Below are 15,737 nucleotides of genomic sequence, written 5' to 3' on the forward strand. Positions count from 1 at the left end.
ACGTGAGCCGCACCGAAGACACCGTCGTCGCCCCGACCCGGCGCTCGGGCCGGCGAGTCCGGATCGCTGCCGTGGTGGGGGCGACCGCACTGCTCGCCGGAACGTTCACCTACTTCAACACCGACGTCTTCTCCGCCGATCGGATCTGCCACGGTTGGGCGACCCCGGACCAGGTCTCCGACGCGCTGGGCAGTGGGTGGGGACGCGTGGTGGCGTCGGAGGACTCCTCCACCACCTGCTCCGTACGGCAGGAGAGCTGGCTGCCGGGGCAGAGCGGCAAGCTGCTGAACCTGTATGTCGACACGGAGGAGGCGGACTTCCCCTTCAAGGACCGCGTCTGGGAGGTCTCCGGCAGCCGGCACGTCATGACGGGCGGAACGCATGGCGCATACGACGACAACGGAGGCTGGGCGCTGCTCCCACAGGCGTGCACGTCAACGGCCCGCGGTGACGGCCCACAGGCCGTACTGCATGCCGCCGTCACCGAAGGCACCTCGGAAGGAGACGCCGCAGGCATCGGGCGGCTGCTGGCGTCCGCCTCGCAGGCTTTGACGTCTGGGCCGGACGGGTGCGGTACTGCGAACAGCGCGACCACGACCACGCACTACCTCGCCCCGAGCGTCCTGCACGACAGCGATCTCGACAAGGTCTGCGGGATCCCGGGTTTCCGGCTGGGGAAGGTGACAGGGTCCACAGGCCAGAAAATGCAGGAGCAGACCACCGGAACGCCGGCAGAAGGCCTGTACTGCGACCTCACCTTCGAGGGCGACAAGGAAGGACCCTTCGCACGCCTGGCGATCGTCAACGACGCCTGGCTCGTCAAGCCCCTCAAGAAGCGGAGCTTCACTCGCGTGGACTGCGACGGCCGGCCCGCGGTCTTCGCCGATGACCTCAGGCACTGGGAGCCGAAGGAACGGGCCGCAAGGGGGCTGCCGGACGACGCCGGCCTGGCGAAGGCCTTCGGCGACGCGGCACGCGAGGCACTGCACTGCGACTGACACGGCGACGAGACGGGGAGACCGCGCACGATGAGTGGTACTGGCATGGAGGGGACGCCGGGGCAGCCGGTCGGAATGCGGCTGAACCAGATACCGGCGGATCCGGGCACCGGTGGCGGCACGCAAACCCCTGACCTGGCCTCCTCGCCGGAGGCGAAGAAGAAAGCGGCCAATTCCATCGAGCAGAACATCGAGCCCGCGACCCGCAAAGCGGGAGACGTCGCCGACGGATCGACCGACGCTGCCGTGAAGGCCTTCGGCCCCAAGGATGCCGAAGGCTGGCTGACCTCCGGGGCGCTCAAGAGCGCGCACGGGACATGGGGAGAGCAAGTGAAGGCCCTGTTGGACCGGCTGGGCGGCGAGAAGCAGTCGCTGCGGGCCGCGAACACGGTGTTCAGCGGCACGGATCTCCAGATCGGCACGGGCGTGAAGGGAGTCCGTTCGCCGTTGGACACCTACTAGGGCGTTCCGGCAACGCGGCGAGCGTGCCACGCCCCGCGAGCCCGGATCACGACTCCCGACAGGCCCTGGTGCCCCGACAGGCGACGTTCGCCCCGTCGCGACGCCCGGCAGGCTCCCCCACGCACCGGACGCCGCTCTTTCACGGGCAGACATTGCCTGCCGCGGCACCGGAGAGTGTTTGTCCTCGAGAGTTTTCTTCAAATTCCGCGATCACAGGCGAGTGGGAGCAGCCGCGGCTGCACGATCATCGCCGTAGGAGGTGTGATGTCCGCGCACGTACGGCGGCGCCTGAACTGGGGGGCACCAGCAGCCACAGCCGCTGCTCTCGCCCTGCTGGTCGGGTGTTCCCATGGTTCCTCGGAAGGATCGGACAAGCTGTCGGTGTCCGGGCTGCGGGACAAGGCCCGCGCCGCGGCCGAGGACGCCACGAACTGCCCGGTCCACTACGACGTGAGCAGGGCGGCGGCCAAGGCCGACGTGACCGGTACCGCCGAGCCGGGCGAGGTGAGCGCCGAACTCGACGACCATGCCGAGAAGGACGAGCCGATCGCCACGTTCAAGGGCGCGGTTGTCGAATGTGCCTATCAGCTGGCGGGAGAGCCGGTGACCGTCGAGTCCATCGCCGTCGAGCGCGGACGCGCCGCCAACCTGATGGCACCCAAGATCAGCGCAGATGCCGGGTTGGGCATCGATCGGCTCGCGACATACCTGGACGGGGTGGCCAAAGCCGACTTGAACGCCCCCGTCCTCACCGAGAGCGGGAATGTCGCCTCCATCCGTCTGCCGGTCGACGGCAAGGGCGACATCGCCCTGGTCATCACGTTCGGCGAGAATCAGCACACCCGACTGAGCAGCCATCAGGTGAGCGTCATGACCGCGGAACTCGCCGGACAAGCGAAGTGGTGAACGAGCACCCGGGTTCCGGGCCGGCGGGCGCATCAGAGCATCCGCACGTTGTGGACGGGCCGGGGAGCGGAGTGCCGCCGTGTCTTAGGCTGTTCCGGTGACGATGCCCGAAGCCCAGCAGAGCGAGTCCCTGTCCGCTGCCGAGGAACCGGTTGCCGAGGGCACCGGGTCCAGGGAGGCCTTGGACCCAGGAGCGGGAACCGGGACCGGTGAGGGCGCGGACGGCGCCACGGCCGGAGCGCGGCCCGAGGACCGGCTGGAGCGTGCCGTGCGCGCCGCCGAACAGGCGTTGATCGAGTACGAGATCGCCCTGGAGACCTTCCGTGTGGAGGTCGAGAACTTCTCGCGGCTGCATCACCAGAAGCTGGGGCCGATGTACACCCGCCTCGACGAGCTGGAGGCGGAGATCGCCGAGGCGCAGGCCGCCCGCACCGGGGACGCCGAGGACATACTCCGGGCCCAGGAGGCACGCGCCCGGGTCATGCCGATGCCCGGTGTGGAGGAGCTGTTCCACGGCTGGATGGACTCGGAGGAGGGGCTGTTCGCCGAGGCCGAGGCCATGCTGACGGACCGGCCCGTGCGGCCCCCGCAGCGCGTCCGTCCCAGCGAGGAGGCGCGCAGGCTCTATCGCACGCTCGTCCGCAAGGCCCACCCCGACCTCGCGCAGGACGAGGCGGAGCGCAAGCGGCGCGACGAGTTCATCGCCAAGGTCAACACCGCCTACGGCCGCGGTGACGAGGCCCAGCTGAGGGAACTCACCGAGGAGTGGGCCGCCGGGCCGACCCCCGAGGAGCGCAGGCCGAGCCGCAGCGAGGAGCTCTACGCCCGTCTCGAATGGCTCGCCCAGCGCAAGGAGCTGCTCTCGTTCGCGGCTCGGGAGCTGGAGGAGAGCGCGATCGGCTCGATGCTCCGGCTCGCTCCCGACGACCCCGACAGCCTTCTGAACGACATCGCGGAACAGCTGCTGGCCCAGGTGGCCGAGAAGGAAGCCGAACTGGTGGCACTGCGCGGCTGAGTCACCGCCGCGCCCCGGACGCCGGGTGCGGTGCCCGGACCGGGCGTCGGGGCACGGGTGCACCGCGTGACCCGTCGGGGCCGGGGCGGGTCCGCGCTCCCTTCGGGTAGCGTCGAGCCATGCATTTCGGAGCTGGTGTGCCCACGGTCGAGGTCGCGGACCTCAAGGACGACGACTTTCTGCTGGATGTCCGTGAGGACGACGAGTGGCAGGCGGGTCACGCCGCGAGGGCGCTGCACATCCCCCTCAGCGAGTTCGTCGCACGGTACGGCGAGTTCACCGAGGCGGTGCCGCAGGACGGCCGGGTCCATGTGATCTGCCGCTCCGGTGGCCGTTCGGCGCAGGTCACGATGTATCTGGTCCAGCAGGGCGTCGACGCGGTGAACGTCGACGGCGGGATGCAGGTCTGGGCCGCGGTGGGCCGCCCCGTCGTGGACGCCGCGGGCGAGCCCGGCGCCGTGCTGTAGCCCGGCCCTGGGCGTGCGGGCCCTGAGCGCCGTCCCGGTGGATGTGTCTTCGAGGGCGCGTCCGGGGGATGCGGCCACCTCGGGGAGCGTCCGATGTCTCTCTCCCCCCGGTGCCTGCCGGCGCATGTCTCCCGACCGGTCCACCGCCGTGGAGGACCTTTCAGCCACCGGCCTCGCTCCCCGGGCTGTGCGGGGCGGCCGAGCCTGAGTACCGTTCCGGTGCGCGGTCCGCGGCGTACTGCACACGAGTGATACCGGTCGTACGGCGTATGGCGTACGGCGGAATCGCCGGCGGTGGGCCGGAGCGACGGCACGGGACGGCATCGGAGCACGCGAAGCTCGGGAGACGGGGCGGGATGGACGTGAACGACGAGAGACCGGACCTCCGGCGTGAGCCGTCGGGGGAGGCGGAACCGAAGCAGAGCGATCCGGGGCCGCCCGCCATGGACGGTCCGGAAAGCGGAGCCCCGGCCTCGCCTGCGTCCGCGTCGGCCCCGCCCGTGCCTGAGCCGGCCGTGCCCGCACCTGGACAGGCCCCGCCCACGTCGACGACGGTCCCGTGCGTGCCTGAGCAGGCCCGGCCCGTGCCGAGGGCCCTGCCCGCACCGGCGGTGGCGGTCCCGTTCGCGTCGGAGCAGGGCACGCCCGTCCCCGTATCGGACCCGTCCGCGTCGGAGCAGGCCCTGCGCGTCCCCATGTCGGACCCCTCCGCCTCTTCTGACCCCTCCGCCCCGTCCGTCCCCGCTGCGGGCCCCGGTGACGCGCTGCCGGGCCTGGCGGGCACCGGTGGTCGGATAGCCGCGCTCGGCCTCCCTTACCGGATCGCCGCCGGGCTGGCGCTCGCCGCTGTCGCCGTCGCCGCCGGGGTGCATCTGGGGATGGTGTTTCTGCACATCGCACCCGCGAACACCGTCACCAGAACGCACGGCAGGACGGTCGATCGATGGATCTACCCCGAGTTCGAGCAGAACTGGAAGCTGTTCGCCCCCAATCCGCTGCAGCAGAACATCGACGTCCAGGTCCGCGCCGAGGTGGACACCGGGAACGGTGACGTCCGGACCACCGGCTGGTACGACCTGTCGGCGCTCGACGGTGCCGCCATCAAGGGCAATCTGCTGCCGAGCCACACCCAGCAGAACGAACTGCGCCGCGCCTGGGACCTCTATGTCTCCACGCACGACGGTGCGAACCGCCCGGTGGGCCTGCGCGGCACCCTGTCCGAGGACTATCTGCGCCGCCTGGCCGCGCTGCGCCTCGACCGAGGGAACGCCGTCGGCGGCGGTGACACCGTCACACGCGTCCAGGTCCGGTCCCGTACCACCGAGGTGCCGCCTCCCCCCTGGAGCACCGAGCAGGCCTCCGCCACCCCCTCCTACCGTCTGCTGCCCTGGTGGGCGCTGTCGGAGGGCGAGTGGAAGGGGGTGCACGCCTGATGAGCCGGATCGCCCTGTGGGTCTCCCGTGGTGTCACCCGGGTCACCGAGACAGCGCTCGGCCCCTACCAGAGCGCGATCGTCCGGATCGGCTTCGCCGGCACCTGGCTGCTGTTCCTGCTGCGCGAGCTTCCCCATCGCCATGAGCTGTACGGCCCCGACGGGCCGTGGAGCTGGGAGCTGGCCCACCAGCTCGTCGCGAGCAACCACGCCTTCACGATCCTGATGTGGTCCGACAGCCGGGTGTGGTTCGAGATCGTGTACGGCCTCGCCGTGCTGTCGAGCGCCCTGCTGCTGGTCGGCTGGCGCACCCGCACGATGTCCGTGCTCTTCATGATCGGTGTGCTGTCGCTGCAGAACCGCAGCATCTTCATGGGCGACGGCGGCGACAACGTCATCCATCTGATGGCGATCTACCTGGTGTTCACGCGCTGCGGTCAGGTGTGGTCGCTGGACGAGCGGCGCGCCCGGCGCGCCCGTGCGGCGCTCGCGCGGGGCGAGTGTCCGGAGCCCGACCGGACGGGACCCTTCCTCTGGGTCGCGCTCGGCGCGGTGCTGGCGCTGGCGACCGGCGCGGGCCGGATCCCCCTCTCCTGGGACATCGTGTTCTGGACGCTGTGGGCCGTGCAGGGCCTGTGGTGGTACGCCGGACGGCGCGCCCCGCAGGGGGAGCCCCGCATCCTGCTGGACGTGATCGCCAACCTGGTGCACAACGCCGCCCTGCTGGTGATCATGGTCGAGGCCTGTCTGATCTATTCGACGGCGGGCTGGTACAAGATCCAGGGTTCCCGCTGGCAGGACGGCACCGCGGTGTACTACCCGCTGCACCTCGACTATTTCTCGCCCTGGCCCGCCCTGTCCGATCTGATGGCCTCGAACGGACTGATGGTGCTGCTGGTGACCTATGGGACGGTCCTCGTCCAGGTCGCCTTCCCGTTCACCCTGCTCAACCGGCGGGCGAAGAACGTCCTGCTGGCGTTGATGATGACCGAGCACGCCGTGATCGCCGTGGTCCTGGGACTACCGTTCTTCTCCCTCGCGATGATCGCCGCGGACGCCGTCTTCCTGCCGACCTCCTTTCTGCGCCGACTGGGCGCGGAGGCGGGACGCCTGCGTGACCGACTGGCGCCGGGCCAGGACCGCCGTACGCTGCCGCAACCACGAGGGGAGCAGCCGCCCGCGCCCCGCGCGGACGAACCCACCCACGCCGGCTCGACGGCCTGACGGGGTACGGCCGTCGGCCCTCGGGGGCACCGCCGCACCGGTACCGGCCGGTCCCCGGCGTCCCCGGCCGGCGGTCGCGGGGGCCGGCCGTTCGCCCGGCCCCCGCACGTAGGCTGCACGCATGACGGAGCCACCCCGCGGTACGACCGACCCCCTGAGCACCTGGCACGGGCTCGCCGGCACCGCCGTGCTGCTCGACGGTTTCCATGCGCTCAAGCACGCCCTGCGCTTCCGGGCGCGGGTGCCGGTGGCCGTCACCACCGACCGCGGTGCCGCGCTCGCCCTGGCCGACGAGCTCGCCCCGGATGTGCGCGACACCCTGGACACACTGCTCACGGAGGTGGCCGAGGACACCTACCGGGCCCTCGTCCCGCGCCCGCACCCCACCGGGGTCGCCGCCCTCGCCGAGCGCCCCGCCCGGCGGTCCGCCCTGGAGACGCTGCGGCGGATGCCCCGCACCGCCCCCGTCGTCGTCCTCGACCACCCGCGCAACCTGGGCAACGCGGGCGCCGTGATCCGGCTCGCGGCCGGCTTCGGCGCGACCGGGGTGGTCACCACCGGCACGCTCGACCCCTGGCATCCCACGGTGGTCCGCGGTGGCGCCGGGCTGCACTTCGCGACCGCCGTGGAACGGCTGTCCGTGGCCGAGCTGCCGCCGGGCCCGCTCTTCGCGCTGGATCCGGAGGGCGAGGACATCCGCGGGCTGAAGCTCCCCGACGACGCCGTCCTCGCCTTCGGCTCCGAGCGCACCGGTCTGTCCGCCGAACTCCGCGCCCGTACCGACCATCTGGTGTCGCTGCCGATGCGCCCCCAGGTCTCCAGCTACAACCTCGCGACCAGTGTGGCCATGACGCTGTACCACTGGAGCGCCACCGGGGGCGCACCCCGCTGAGCCGGAGCTATGCCTCCCGGCGCACCTCCACCACCCGGAAGCGGCTCGCCACGAACGCCCCGTCGCACAGGGCGCCGTTGGCGGCCGGGTTGCCGCCCGAGCCGTGGAAGTCGGAGAAGGCGGCCGTCTGGTTGACGTACACCCCGCCGGTCAGATTGAGCGAGAGCTGGGCGCACTCCTCCAGGCAGGCCTCCTCGACGGCCTCCTCGACCTCCGCGGAGGTGGTGTACGCGCCGACGGTCATCGCGCCCTTGTCCCTGATGGTCCGGCGCAGCAGCTCCACCGCGTCCGCCGCCGAGTCGACCGCGACGGCGAAGGAGACCGGGCCGAAGCACTCGCTCATATAGGCGGCCTCGGCATCGGGCTTGGCGCCGTCGAGCTTCACGATCACCGGAGTGCGGACGACCGCCTCCGGAAACTCCGGGTTGACGACCTCCCGTGAGGCCAGCGCGACCTCCCCGAGGCCGGCCGCGGCCTCCAGCCGGGCCTTGACGTCCGGGTTCACGATGGCGCCGAGCAGGCCGTTGGCCCGGGCGTCGTCGCCCAGCAGGCCCTCCACCGACCGCGCCAGGTCGGCGACCACCTCGTCGTAGGACTTCGGGCCCTGGTCGGTGGTGATGCCGTCCCGCGGGATCAGCAGGTTCTGCGGGGTGGTGCACATCTGGCCGCTGTACAGCGACAGGGAGAACGCCAGGTTCGACAGCATCCCCCGGTAGTCGTCGGTCGACTCCACGATCACCGTGTTGACGCCGGCCTTCTCCGTGTAGACCTGTGCCTGACGGGCGTTGGTCTCCAGCCAGTCGCCGAACGCCGTCGACCCCGTGTAGTCGATGATCCGGATCTCCGGGCGCACCGCCAGCGACGCGGCGATGCGCTCGCCCGGGCGCTCGGCGGCCAGCGCCACCAGGTTCGGGTCGAAGCCCGCCTCGGCGAGCACCTGGCGGGCCACCTGCACGGTGAGCGCGAGCGGCAGCACCGCGCGCGGATGGGGCTTGACCAGGACCGCGTTTCCGGTGGCCAGGGAGGCGAACAGGCCCGGATAGCCGTTCCACGTGGGGAAGGTGTTGCAGCCGATGACCAGGGCGATGCCGCGCGGGACGGGTTTGAACGCCTTGGTGAGCGTCAGCGGATCGCGCTTGCCCTGGGGCTTGGTCCACTCCGCGGTGTCCGGCGTGCGGATCTGCTCGGCATAGGCGTACGCCACCGCCTCCAGGCCGCGGTCCTGGGCGTGCGGGCCGCCCGCCTGGAACGCCATCATGAATGCCTGGCCGCTGGTGTGCATCACCGCGTGCGCGAACTCATGGGTCCGGTCGCTGATGCGCTTCAGGATCTCCAGGCACACCAGGGCGCGCGTCTCCGCGCCCGCGTCGCGCCACGCCCTCTGGCCCGCCCGCATGGCGGGCAGCAGCACCTCGACGTCCGCGTGGGGATAGGTGATCCCCAGGGCGATTCCGTACGGCGAGACCTCGTCGCCCGTCCAGTCGTCCGTGCCGGGCTGGCCGAGGTCGATCCGGGTGCCGAGGAGGGCGTCGAAGGCGGCCTTGCCCGCCGCCGCGTCCAGGCTGCCGTGCTCCCCGTAGGCCTTGGGGTGCTCGGGGTGTGGGGACCAGTAGGCGCGGGTGCGGATCGCCTCCAGCGCCTGGTCGAGGGTGGGCCGGTGCTGGGTGATCAGCTGATGCGCGGTGAGTTCGGCGGTCATGCGGGACCAACCTCCTCGTCGGTGAGCTCTTCGGTGAACTCATGACCTGGGCAGGAACAGGCGGACAGGGTTAGAGTAACCGAACGATCGGTCGGTTCAAGGGGGTCCGCCGCATCTGTGGAAAACTTCGTGCGGGAGGATCGCGCACATGACAGCACTGGACCTCAGCAGCCCCGTGGCCGTCGTGGGCGCCGGCACCATGGGCCAGGGGATCGCCCAGGTCGCGCTGGTCGCGGGCCATCCCGTGCGGCTGTACGACGCCGTCCCCGGCCGGGCCCGGGAGGCGGCCGCCGCGATCGTGGCCCGCCTCGACCGGCTCGTCGAGAAGAACCGGCTCAGCGGGGCCGACCGGGACGCGGCCCGCGCCCGTCTGGTGCCCGTCGAGAGCCTGGCGGAGCTCGCGCTCTGCTCCCTCGTCGTCGAGGCGGTCCTGGAGCGCCTCGAGGTGAAGCAGCAGCTCTTCCGGGAGCTGGAGGAGGTCGTCGGAGACGACTGCCTGCTCGCCACCAACACCTCGTCCCTGTCGGTGACCGCGGTCGGCGGCGCCCTGCGCAACCCGGGCCGTCTCGTGGGCCTGCACTTCTTCAACCCCGCACCGCTGATGCCGCTCGTGGAGGTGGTCTCCGGATCCGCCACCGACGTCGGCTCGGCCACCCGCGCGTACCAGATGGCCCGCGGCTGGGGAAAGACCCCGGTCGCCTGTGCGGACACCCCCGGATTCATCGTCAACCGGGTCGCGCGCCCCTTCTACGCCGAGGCCTTCGCGGTCTACGAGGCGCAGGGCGCTGACCCCGCCACCGTCGACGCGGTGCTGCGCGGGTCGGGCGGCTTCCGGATGGGCGCCTTCGAGCTGACCGACCTCATCGGGCAGGACGTCAATGAATCCGTCACCCGGTCGGTGTGGGAGTCCTTCTTCCAGGACGTGCGCTTCACGCCCTCGCTGGCCCAGCGTCGGCTGGTCGAGTCGGGCCGGCTGGGCCGCAAGAGCGGACGCGGCTGGTACGACTACGAAGAAGGGGCCGAGCGGCCCGAACCGCACACCGCGGAGCTGGCCGAGCCGCCGGCGTATGTGGTGGCCGAGGGCGACCTGGAGCCCGCCGGGGAGTTGCTCGCACTGATCCGCGAGGCCGGGATCGAGGTCCGCGAGGAGGACGAGGACCACGGCACCCGACTGGTGCTGCCCGGCGGCGGCCAGCTGGCGCTCGCCGACGGACAGACCTCCGTGGAGTTCCGCGATGTCGTCTACTTCGACCTGGCGTTCGACTACCGCAGGGCGACCCGCATCGCCCTGTCCGCCTCGAAGGACGCCGCGTCGCGGACCCTGACCGAGGCCACCGGGCTCTTCCAGGCGCTCGGCAAGGACGTCAGCGTCGTCGGGGACCTGCCCGGCATGATCGTCGCCCGTACGGTGGCCCGGATCATCGACCTGGCGCACGACGCGGTCGCCAAGGGCACCGCCACCGAGGAGGACATCGACACCGCGATGCGCCTCGGCGTCAACTACCCCCTCGGTCCCTTCGCATGGAGTCGCAGACTCGGCCGCAGCTGGGCCTACGACCTCCTGGAGGACCTGCATCTGCGCGATCCCTCGGGACGGTACGCCCCGTCCCTCGCGCTCTACCGCCATGCGTACGCCTCCGAGAAGCGGGAGGGCACCTCATGACCACTGCCAAGCGCGACACCTACACCCCGGAGAGCCTGCTGTCCGTCGCCGTGCAGGTCTTCAACGAGCGCGGCTACGACGGCACCTCCATGGAGCATCTCTCCAAGGCGGCCGGCATCTCCAAGTCGTCGATATATCACCATGTCGCGGGCAAGGAGGAGCTGCTGCGCCGGGCGGTCAGCCGTGCGCTGGACGGCCTCTTCGCCATCCTCGACGAGCGGCAGGCGTGCGAGGGGCGCGCCGTGGTGCGGCTGGAGTACGTCGTACGGCGCATGGTCGAGGTGCTCACCGCCGAACTGCCCTATGTGACGCTGCTGCTGCGGGTGCGCGGCAACACCGGCACCGAGCGGTGGGCGCTGGAGCGGCGCCGCGAGTTCGACCACCGGGTCGCCGAGCTGCTCAAGGCCGCGGCCGCCGACGGGGATGTGCGCGGTGATGTGGAGGTGCGGCTGGCGACGCGGCTCGTCTTCGGGATGATCAACTCGATGGTGGAGTGGTACCGGCCCGACGGGCGCGGCATGGGCGAGCAGGAGGTCGCCGACGCCGTGGCGCGGCTGGTCTTCTCCGGGCTGCGCGAGGACCGCTGAGTCCGTCCGGAGAGATCGCCGGGCTCAGCCCTTCGGCTCCAGGTCCTCCTCCTCGAACACCAGCAGGGTGCGGGTGCTGAGCACCTCCGGGATCGCCTGGAGCCGGGTGAGGACCAGCTCCCGCAGCGACCGGTTGTCCGGGGTGTGCACCAGCAGCAGCACATCGAAGTCCCCGCCCACCAGGGCGATGTGCGACGCGCCCGGCAGCAGGCGCAGCTGCTCGCGGACCGTGCGCCAGCTGTTCTGCACGATCTTCAGGGTGATGTACGCCGAGGTGCCCTGTCCGGCGCGCTCGTGGTCCACCCGTGCGCCGAAGCCGCGGATCACCCCGTCCTCGATGAGCCGGTTGATCCGCGCATAGGCGTTGGCGCGCGAGACATGCACACGCTCGGCGACCGACCGTATCGAGGCGCGGCCGTCCGACTGGAGGATCTGCAGGATGTCCCGGTCCACGGCGTCGAGGGGGCGGGGGAGCGGCAGCGCCCGGCCGTGCTCCAGTGGCTCGGCCATTTGTTCAGGTGCCATGCGCCCCCGCCTCTCTACCATGGACGTACTGCGTTCATCTCACGGTGTGGAGAACCGTTTGTCCACAGCCTGGAGCCGCCTGTAGCCAAAATGTGCCGACGACCGAACAATCGGTTGGTGAGGCGCATCACACCCGTGCCGCGCCAAGCCGCTCCCACGAGGAGGTGCCGTCATGACGGTCATGGAGCAGCGGGGCGCCTACCGGCCCACACCGCCGCCCGCCTGGCAGCCCCGTACCGACCCCGCTCCCCTGTTGCCCGACGCACTGCCGTATCGCGTCCTCGGCACCGAGGCGGCCGCCGAGGCCGACCCGGAGCTGCTGCGCCGGCTGTACGCACAGCTGGTGCGCGGCCGCCGGTACAACGTGCAGGCGACGGCGCTCACGAAGCAGGGCCGCCTGGCCGTCTACCCCGCCAGCACCGGGCAGGAGGCCTGCCAGGTCGCCGCCGCCCTGGTCCTGGAGGAGCGCGACTGGCTCTTCCCCAGCTATCGCGACACGCTCGCCGTCATCGCCCGTGGCGTCGACCCCGTGGAGACCCTGACCCTGCTGCGCGGCGACTGGCACACCGGCTACGACCCCCACGCACACCGAGTGGCCCCCCTGTCCACCCCGCTCGCCACCCAGTTGCCGCACGCCGTGGGCCTGGCGCACGCCGCGCGTCTGAAGGGCGACGACGTGGTCGCGCTCGCCATGATCGGCGACGGCGGCACCAGCGAGGGCGACTTCCACGAGGCGATGAACTTCGCCGCGGTCTGGCAGGCGCCGGTCGTCTTCCTCGTCCAGAACAACGGCTTCGCGATCTCCGTCCCGCTCGCCAAGCAGACCGCCGCCCCCTCCCTGGCCCACAAGGCCGTCGGGTACGGCATGCCGGGCCGGCTGGTCGACGGCAACGACGCGGCCGCCGTGCACCAGGTCCTCGCCGAGGCCGTGCGGCGCGCCCGCGAGGGCGGCGGACCCACGCTGGTCGAGGCGGTGACCTACCGCATCGACGCCCACACCAACGCCGACGACGCGACCCGCTACCGGGTCGACGCCGAGGTCGAGGCATGGCGCGCCCACGACCCGATCCTGCTGCTGGAGCGCGAGCTGACCGAGCGGGAGCTGCTGGACGAGCAGGGGAAGAAGGCCGCCCATGAGGACGCCGAGGCGATGGCGGCCGATCTGCGCGCCCGGATGAACCAGGACCCGGAGCTCGGGACGAAGGATCTCTTCGCCCATGTGTACGCCCGGCCCACCACCCAACTCCTCGAACAGGAGGCCCAGTTGCAGGCCGAGCTGGACGCGGAGACCGCCGGACCGGAAGGAGCCGGACGATGACGACCGTCGCCCTCAAGCCGGCCACCATGGCCCAGGCCCTCACCCGAGCGCTGCGCGACGCCATGGCGGCCGATCCGTCCGTGCACGTCATGGGCGAGGACGTGGGCACGCTCGGCGGTGTCTTCCGCATCACCGACGGGCTCGCCGAGGAGTTCGGCGACGACCGCTGCACGGACACCCCGCTCGCCGAGGCGGGCATCCTCGGCACGGCCGTCGGCATGGCGATGTACGGGCTCCGGCCGGTCGTGGAGATGCAGTTCGACGCCTTCGCCTACCCCGCGTTCGAGCAACTGATCAGCCATGTCTCCCGGATGCGCAACCGCACCCGCGGTGCGATGCCGCTGCCCCTCACCATCCGCATCCCCTACGGGGGAGGCATCGGCGGCGTCGAGCACCACAGCGACTCCTCCGAGGCGTACTACATGGCGACCCCGGGCCTCCATGTCGTCACACCCGCGACGGTCGCCGATGCGTACGGACTGCTGCGCGCCGCCATCGCCTCCGACGATCCGGTCGTCTTCCTCGAACCCAAGCGGCTCTACTGGTCGAAGGACTCCTGGAACCCCGAGGAGCCGGACACCGTCGAGCCGATAGGCCGCGCGGTGGTGCGGCGCCGGGGCAGCAGCGCCACGCTCATCACCTACGGCCCCTCGGTGCCCGTCTGTCTGGAGGCGGCGGAGGCGGCGCGTGAGGAGGGCTGGGACCTGGAGGTCGTCGATCTGCGCTCCCTGGTGCCCTTCGACGACGAGACGGTGACCGCGTCCGTGCGGCGCACCGGCCGGGCCGTGGTGGTGCACGAGTCGACCGGCTTCGGCGGGCCGGGCGGGGAGATCGCAGCCCGGGTCACCGAGCGTTGCTTCCACCATCTGGAGGCGCCGGTGCTGAGGATCGCCGGTTTCGACATCCCGTATCCGGCGCCGATGCTGGAGCGGCACCATCTGCCGGGCGTCGACCGGATACTGGACGCCGTGGGGCGTCTGCAGTGGGAGGTGGGAGGCCGATGACCCAGGTGCTGGAGTTCAGACTGCCGGATCTCGGGGAGGGGCTGACCGAGGCCGAGATCGTCCGCTGGCTGGTCCAGGTCGGAGACGTGGTCGCGGTCGACCAGCCGGTCGTCGAGGTGGAGACGGCCAAGGCGATGGTCGAGGTGCCCTGCCCCCACGGGGGTGTGGTCACCGCCCGCTTCGGCGAGGAGGGCACCGAACTGCCCGTGGGCGCGCCGCTGCTGACGGTCGCGATCGAAGCCACGGCCGATGCGGCACCGGAGTCCTCCGGGAATGTGCTGGTCGGGTACGGCACCTCGGCGGCCCCCGCCCGCCGCCGCCGGGTCCGGCCGTCCCCGCCCGGCACCCGGCTCCCGGACGGAGCGTCCCGGACGGCCGGACGCGGTACCGCGGGGGCGTCGGCGGACCCGGGTCCCGCGCCCCTGCCCTCGTCCGAGGTGCTGACCTCCGCGGTGGCCCCGGGCGGCACACGGGGCCCCGCCGTCCCCGATCGCCATGACGGTCCCGTCGCGGTGATCTCCCCGCTCGTGCGCAGGCTCGCCCGCGACAACGGCGTGGACCTGCGCCTGCTGGCGGGTTCCGGTCCTGACGGGCTGATTCTGCGGGCGGACGTGGAGGACGTCCTCAGGACCGAGACGGCCCGCGCCGGGGCGACCGCGGCCAGGGCGGCCACGGCGGCGGGCGCCGTGCGGGGCGCGGCCGGGGCACAGTCCGTGGAAGCGGCCTCCGGTGCGCTCGGCAAGGGCACCTCAGGGACGTCCGCCGCCGGCACCCGTGTGCCGCTCAAGGGCGTCCGCGGCGCCGTCGCCGACAAGCTCTCCCGGAGCCGGCGCGAGATACCCGACGCCACCTGCTGGGTGGACGCCGACGCCACGGAGCTGATGCGGGCCCGGGCCGCGATGAACGCGGCCGGCGGGCCGAAGATCTCCCTGATCGCGCTGCTGGCCCGTATCTGCACCGCCGCGCTCGCCCGGTTCCCCGAGCTCAACTCCACCGTCGACCTGGAGGCCCGGGAGATCGTCCGGCTCCCCCAGGTGCACCTCGGTTTCGCCGCGCAGACCGAACGAGGACTCGTCGTCCCCGTCGTACGGGACGCGCACACACGGGACGCCGAGTCGCTGACCGCGGAGTTCGCCCGGCTGACCGAGGCCGCACGCACCGGGACGCTCACGCCCGGGGAGCTGACCGGCGGGACCTTCACGCTGAACAACTACGGGGTGTTCGGCGTCGACGGCTCCACACCGATCATCAACCACCCCGAGGCGGCCATGCTCGGTGTCGGCCGTATCGTCCCCAAGCCCTGGGTGCACGAGGGAGAACTGGCGGTGCGCCAGGTCGTCCAGCTCTCGCTCACCTTCGACCACCGGGTGTGCGACGGCGGCACGGCGGGCGGCTTCCTGCGCCATGTGGCGGACTGCGTGGAACAGCCGGCGGTGCTGCTGCGCACCCTGTGAACCGCTGCGAGCCGGGCCCCTGACCGGACGCCCCTCGGCCGTGTGCGGGCTTTCCGCGCACGGCCGAGGGGCCCGGTGCCGACACCGCGTC

At 71.8% G+C, this 15,737-nt stretch carries 15 protein-coding genes; 13 read left to right on the top strand and 2 right to left on the bottom strand.

Annotated features, from left to right (window positions below; genetic code table 11):
- Positions 1 to 2: 2 nt before the first annotated feature.
- From CP978_RS17645 to CP978_RS17680, 8 genes are all read left to right on the top strand, one after another.
- Positions 3 to 998 (top strand): hypothetical protein, encoded by a 996-nt coding sequence (locus CP978_RS17645; RefSeq protein ID WP_043442100.1) that lies wholly within the window; start codon positions 3 to 5, stop codon positions 996 to 998.
- A 45-nt stretch (positions 999 to 1,043) separates the two neighbouring features.
- Positions 1,044 to 1,460, top strand: a complete 417-nt coding sequence (locus CP978_RS17650; protein WP_043442103.1) for a hypothetical protein — start codon at positions 1,044 to 1,046, stop codon at positions 1,458 to 1,460.
- Positions 1,461 to 1,724: 264 nt separating this feature from the next.
- On the top strand, positions 1,725 to 2,366 hold the full coding sequence (locus CP978_RS17655; RefSeq protein ID WP_144401459.1) for a hypothetical protein: 642 nt from the start codon (positions 1,725 to 1,727) through the stop codon (positions 2,364 to 2,366).
- 97 nt (positions 2,367 to 2,463) lie between these two features.
- Positions 2,464 to 3,381: a J domain-containing protein gene (locus tag CP978_RS17660; RefSeq protein ID WP_043442105.1), complete on the top strand. Its 918-nt coding sequence runs from the start codon at positions 2,464 to 2,466 to the stop codon at positions 3,379 to 3,381.
- A 137-nt stretch (positions 3,382 to 3,518) separates the two neighbouring features.
- A complete protein-coding gene (locus CP978_RS17665) occupies positions 3,519 to 3,848 on the top strand; it encodes a rhodanese-like domain-containing protein (protein WP_043442108.1) in 330 nt (109 codons plus the stop codon).
- A 443-nt stretch (positions 3,849 to 4,291) separates the two neighbouring features.
- Complete coding sequence (locus tag CP978_RS17670) at positions 4,292 to 5,281, top strand: DUF5819 family protein (protein ID WP_221501463.1); 990 nt, start codon at positions 4,292 to 4,294, stop codon at positions 5,279 to 5,281.
- Entirely contained in the window at positions 5,281 to 6,504 is a 1,224-nt protein-coding gene (locus tag CP978_RS17675) for an HTTM domain-containing protein (RefSeq protein ID WP_043442111.1), read from the top strand. The genes CP978_RS17670 and CP978_RS17675 overlap by 1 nt, the downstream gene beginning before the upstream one ends.
- A 121-nt stretch (positions 6,505 to 6,625) precedes the next feature.
- The gene (locus CP978_RS17680; protein WP_043442113.1) at positions 6,626 to 7,396 is read left to right on the top strand and encodes a TrmH family RNA methyltransferase; all 771 of its coding nucleotides are present in this window, start codon (positions 6,626 to 6,628) and stop codon (positions 7,394 to 7,396) included.
- A gap of 7 nt (positions 7,397 to 7,403) precedes the next feature.
- Here the strand turns inward: CP978_RS17680 and paaN are convergent, their stop codons facing one another.
- Positions 7,404 to 9,095 (bottom strand): phenylacetic acid degradation protein PaaN, encoded by a 1,692-nt coding sequence (gene paaN / locus CP978_RS17685; RefSeq protein ID WP_043442116.1) that lies wholly within the window; start codon positions 9,093 to 9,095, stop codon positions 7,404 to 7,406.
- Between the two features lie 148 nt (positions 9,096 to 9,243).
- Here paaN and CP978_RS17690 point away from each other — a divergent pair, with 148 nt between their 5' ends.
- Together CP978_RS17690 and CP978_RS17695 are read left to right on the top strand one after the other, a co-directional pair.
- On the top strand, positions 9,244 to 10,758 hold the full coding sequence (locus CP978_RS17690) for a 3-hydroxyacyl-CoA dehydrogenase (protein ID WP_043442119.1): 1,515 nt from the start codon (positions 9,244 to 9,246) through the stop codon (positions 10,756 to 10,758).
- Positions 10,755 to 11,345 carry a TetR/AcrR family transcriptional regulator gene (locus CP978_RS17695; protein ID WP_043442121.1) on the top strand — a complete coding sequence of 197 codons (591 nt, stop codon included), beginning with the start codon at positions 10,755 to 10,757 and terminating at the stop codon, positions 11,343 to 11,345. The genes CP978_RS17690 and CP978_RS17695 overlap by 4 nt, the downstream gene beginning before the upstream one ends.
- A gap of 24 nt (positions 11,346 to 11,369) precedes the next feature.
- Here CP978_RS17695 and CP978_RS17700 read toward each other — a convergent pair whose 3' ends face one another.
- Complete coding sequence (locus CP978_RS17700) at positions 11,370 to 11,870, bottom strand: Lrp/AsnC family transcriptional regulator (RefSeq protein ID WP_174498646.1); 501 nt, start codon at positions 11,868 to 11,870, stop codon at positions 11,370 to 11,372.
- 172 nt (positions 11,871 to 12,042) lie between these two features.
- Here CP978_RS17700 and pdhA point away from each other — a divergent pair, with 172 nt between their 5' ends.
- Genes pdhA through CP978_RS17715 form a run of 3 tightly spaced genes read left to right on the top strand, consistent with a single transcriptional unit; the run spans position 12,043 to position 15,646 of the window.
- Positions 12,043 to 13,188 carry a pyruvate dehydrogenase (acetyl-transferring) E1 component subunit alpha gene (gene pdhA / locus CP978_RS17705; protein WP_043442127.1) on the top strand — a complete coding sequence of 382 codons (1,146 nt, stop codon included), beginning with the start codon at positions 12,043 to 12,045 and terminating at the stop codon, positions 13,186 to 13,188.
- Entirely contained in the window at positions 13,185 to 14,192 is a 1,008-nt protein-coding gene (locus tag CP978_RS17710) for an alpha-ketoacid dehydrogenase subunit beta (RefSeq protein ID WP_043442130.1), read from the top strand. Before pdhA ends, CP978_RS17710 begins: the two co-directional genes overlap by 4 nt.
- Positions 14,189 to 15,646: a dihydrolipoamide acetyltransferase family protein gene (locus CP978_RS17715; protein WP_043442133.1), complete on the top strand. Its 1,458-nt coding sequence runs from the start codon at positions 14,189 to 14,191 to the stop codon at positions 15,644 to 15,646. Before CP978_RS17710 ends, CP978_RS17715 begins: the two co-directional genes overlap by 4 nt.
- Positions 15,647 to 15,737: the final 91 nt, after the last annotated feature.

The sequence above is a fragment of the Streptomyces nodosus genome (assembly GCF_008704995.1).
Classification (GTDB): Bacteria; Actinomycetota; Actinomycetes; order Streptomycetales; family Streptomycetaceae; genus Streptomyces; species Streptomyces nodosus.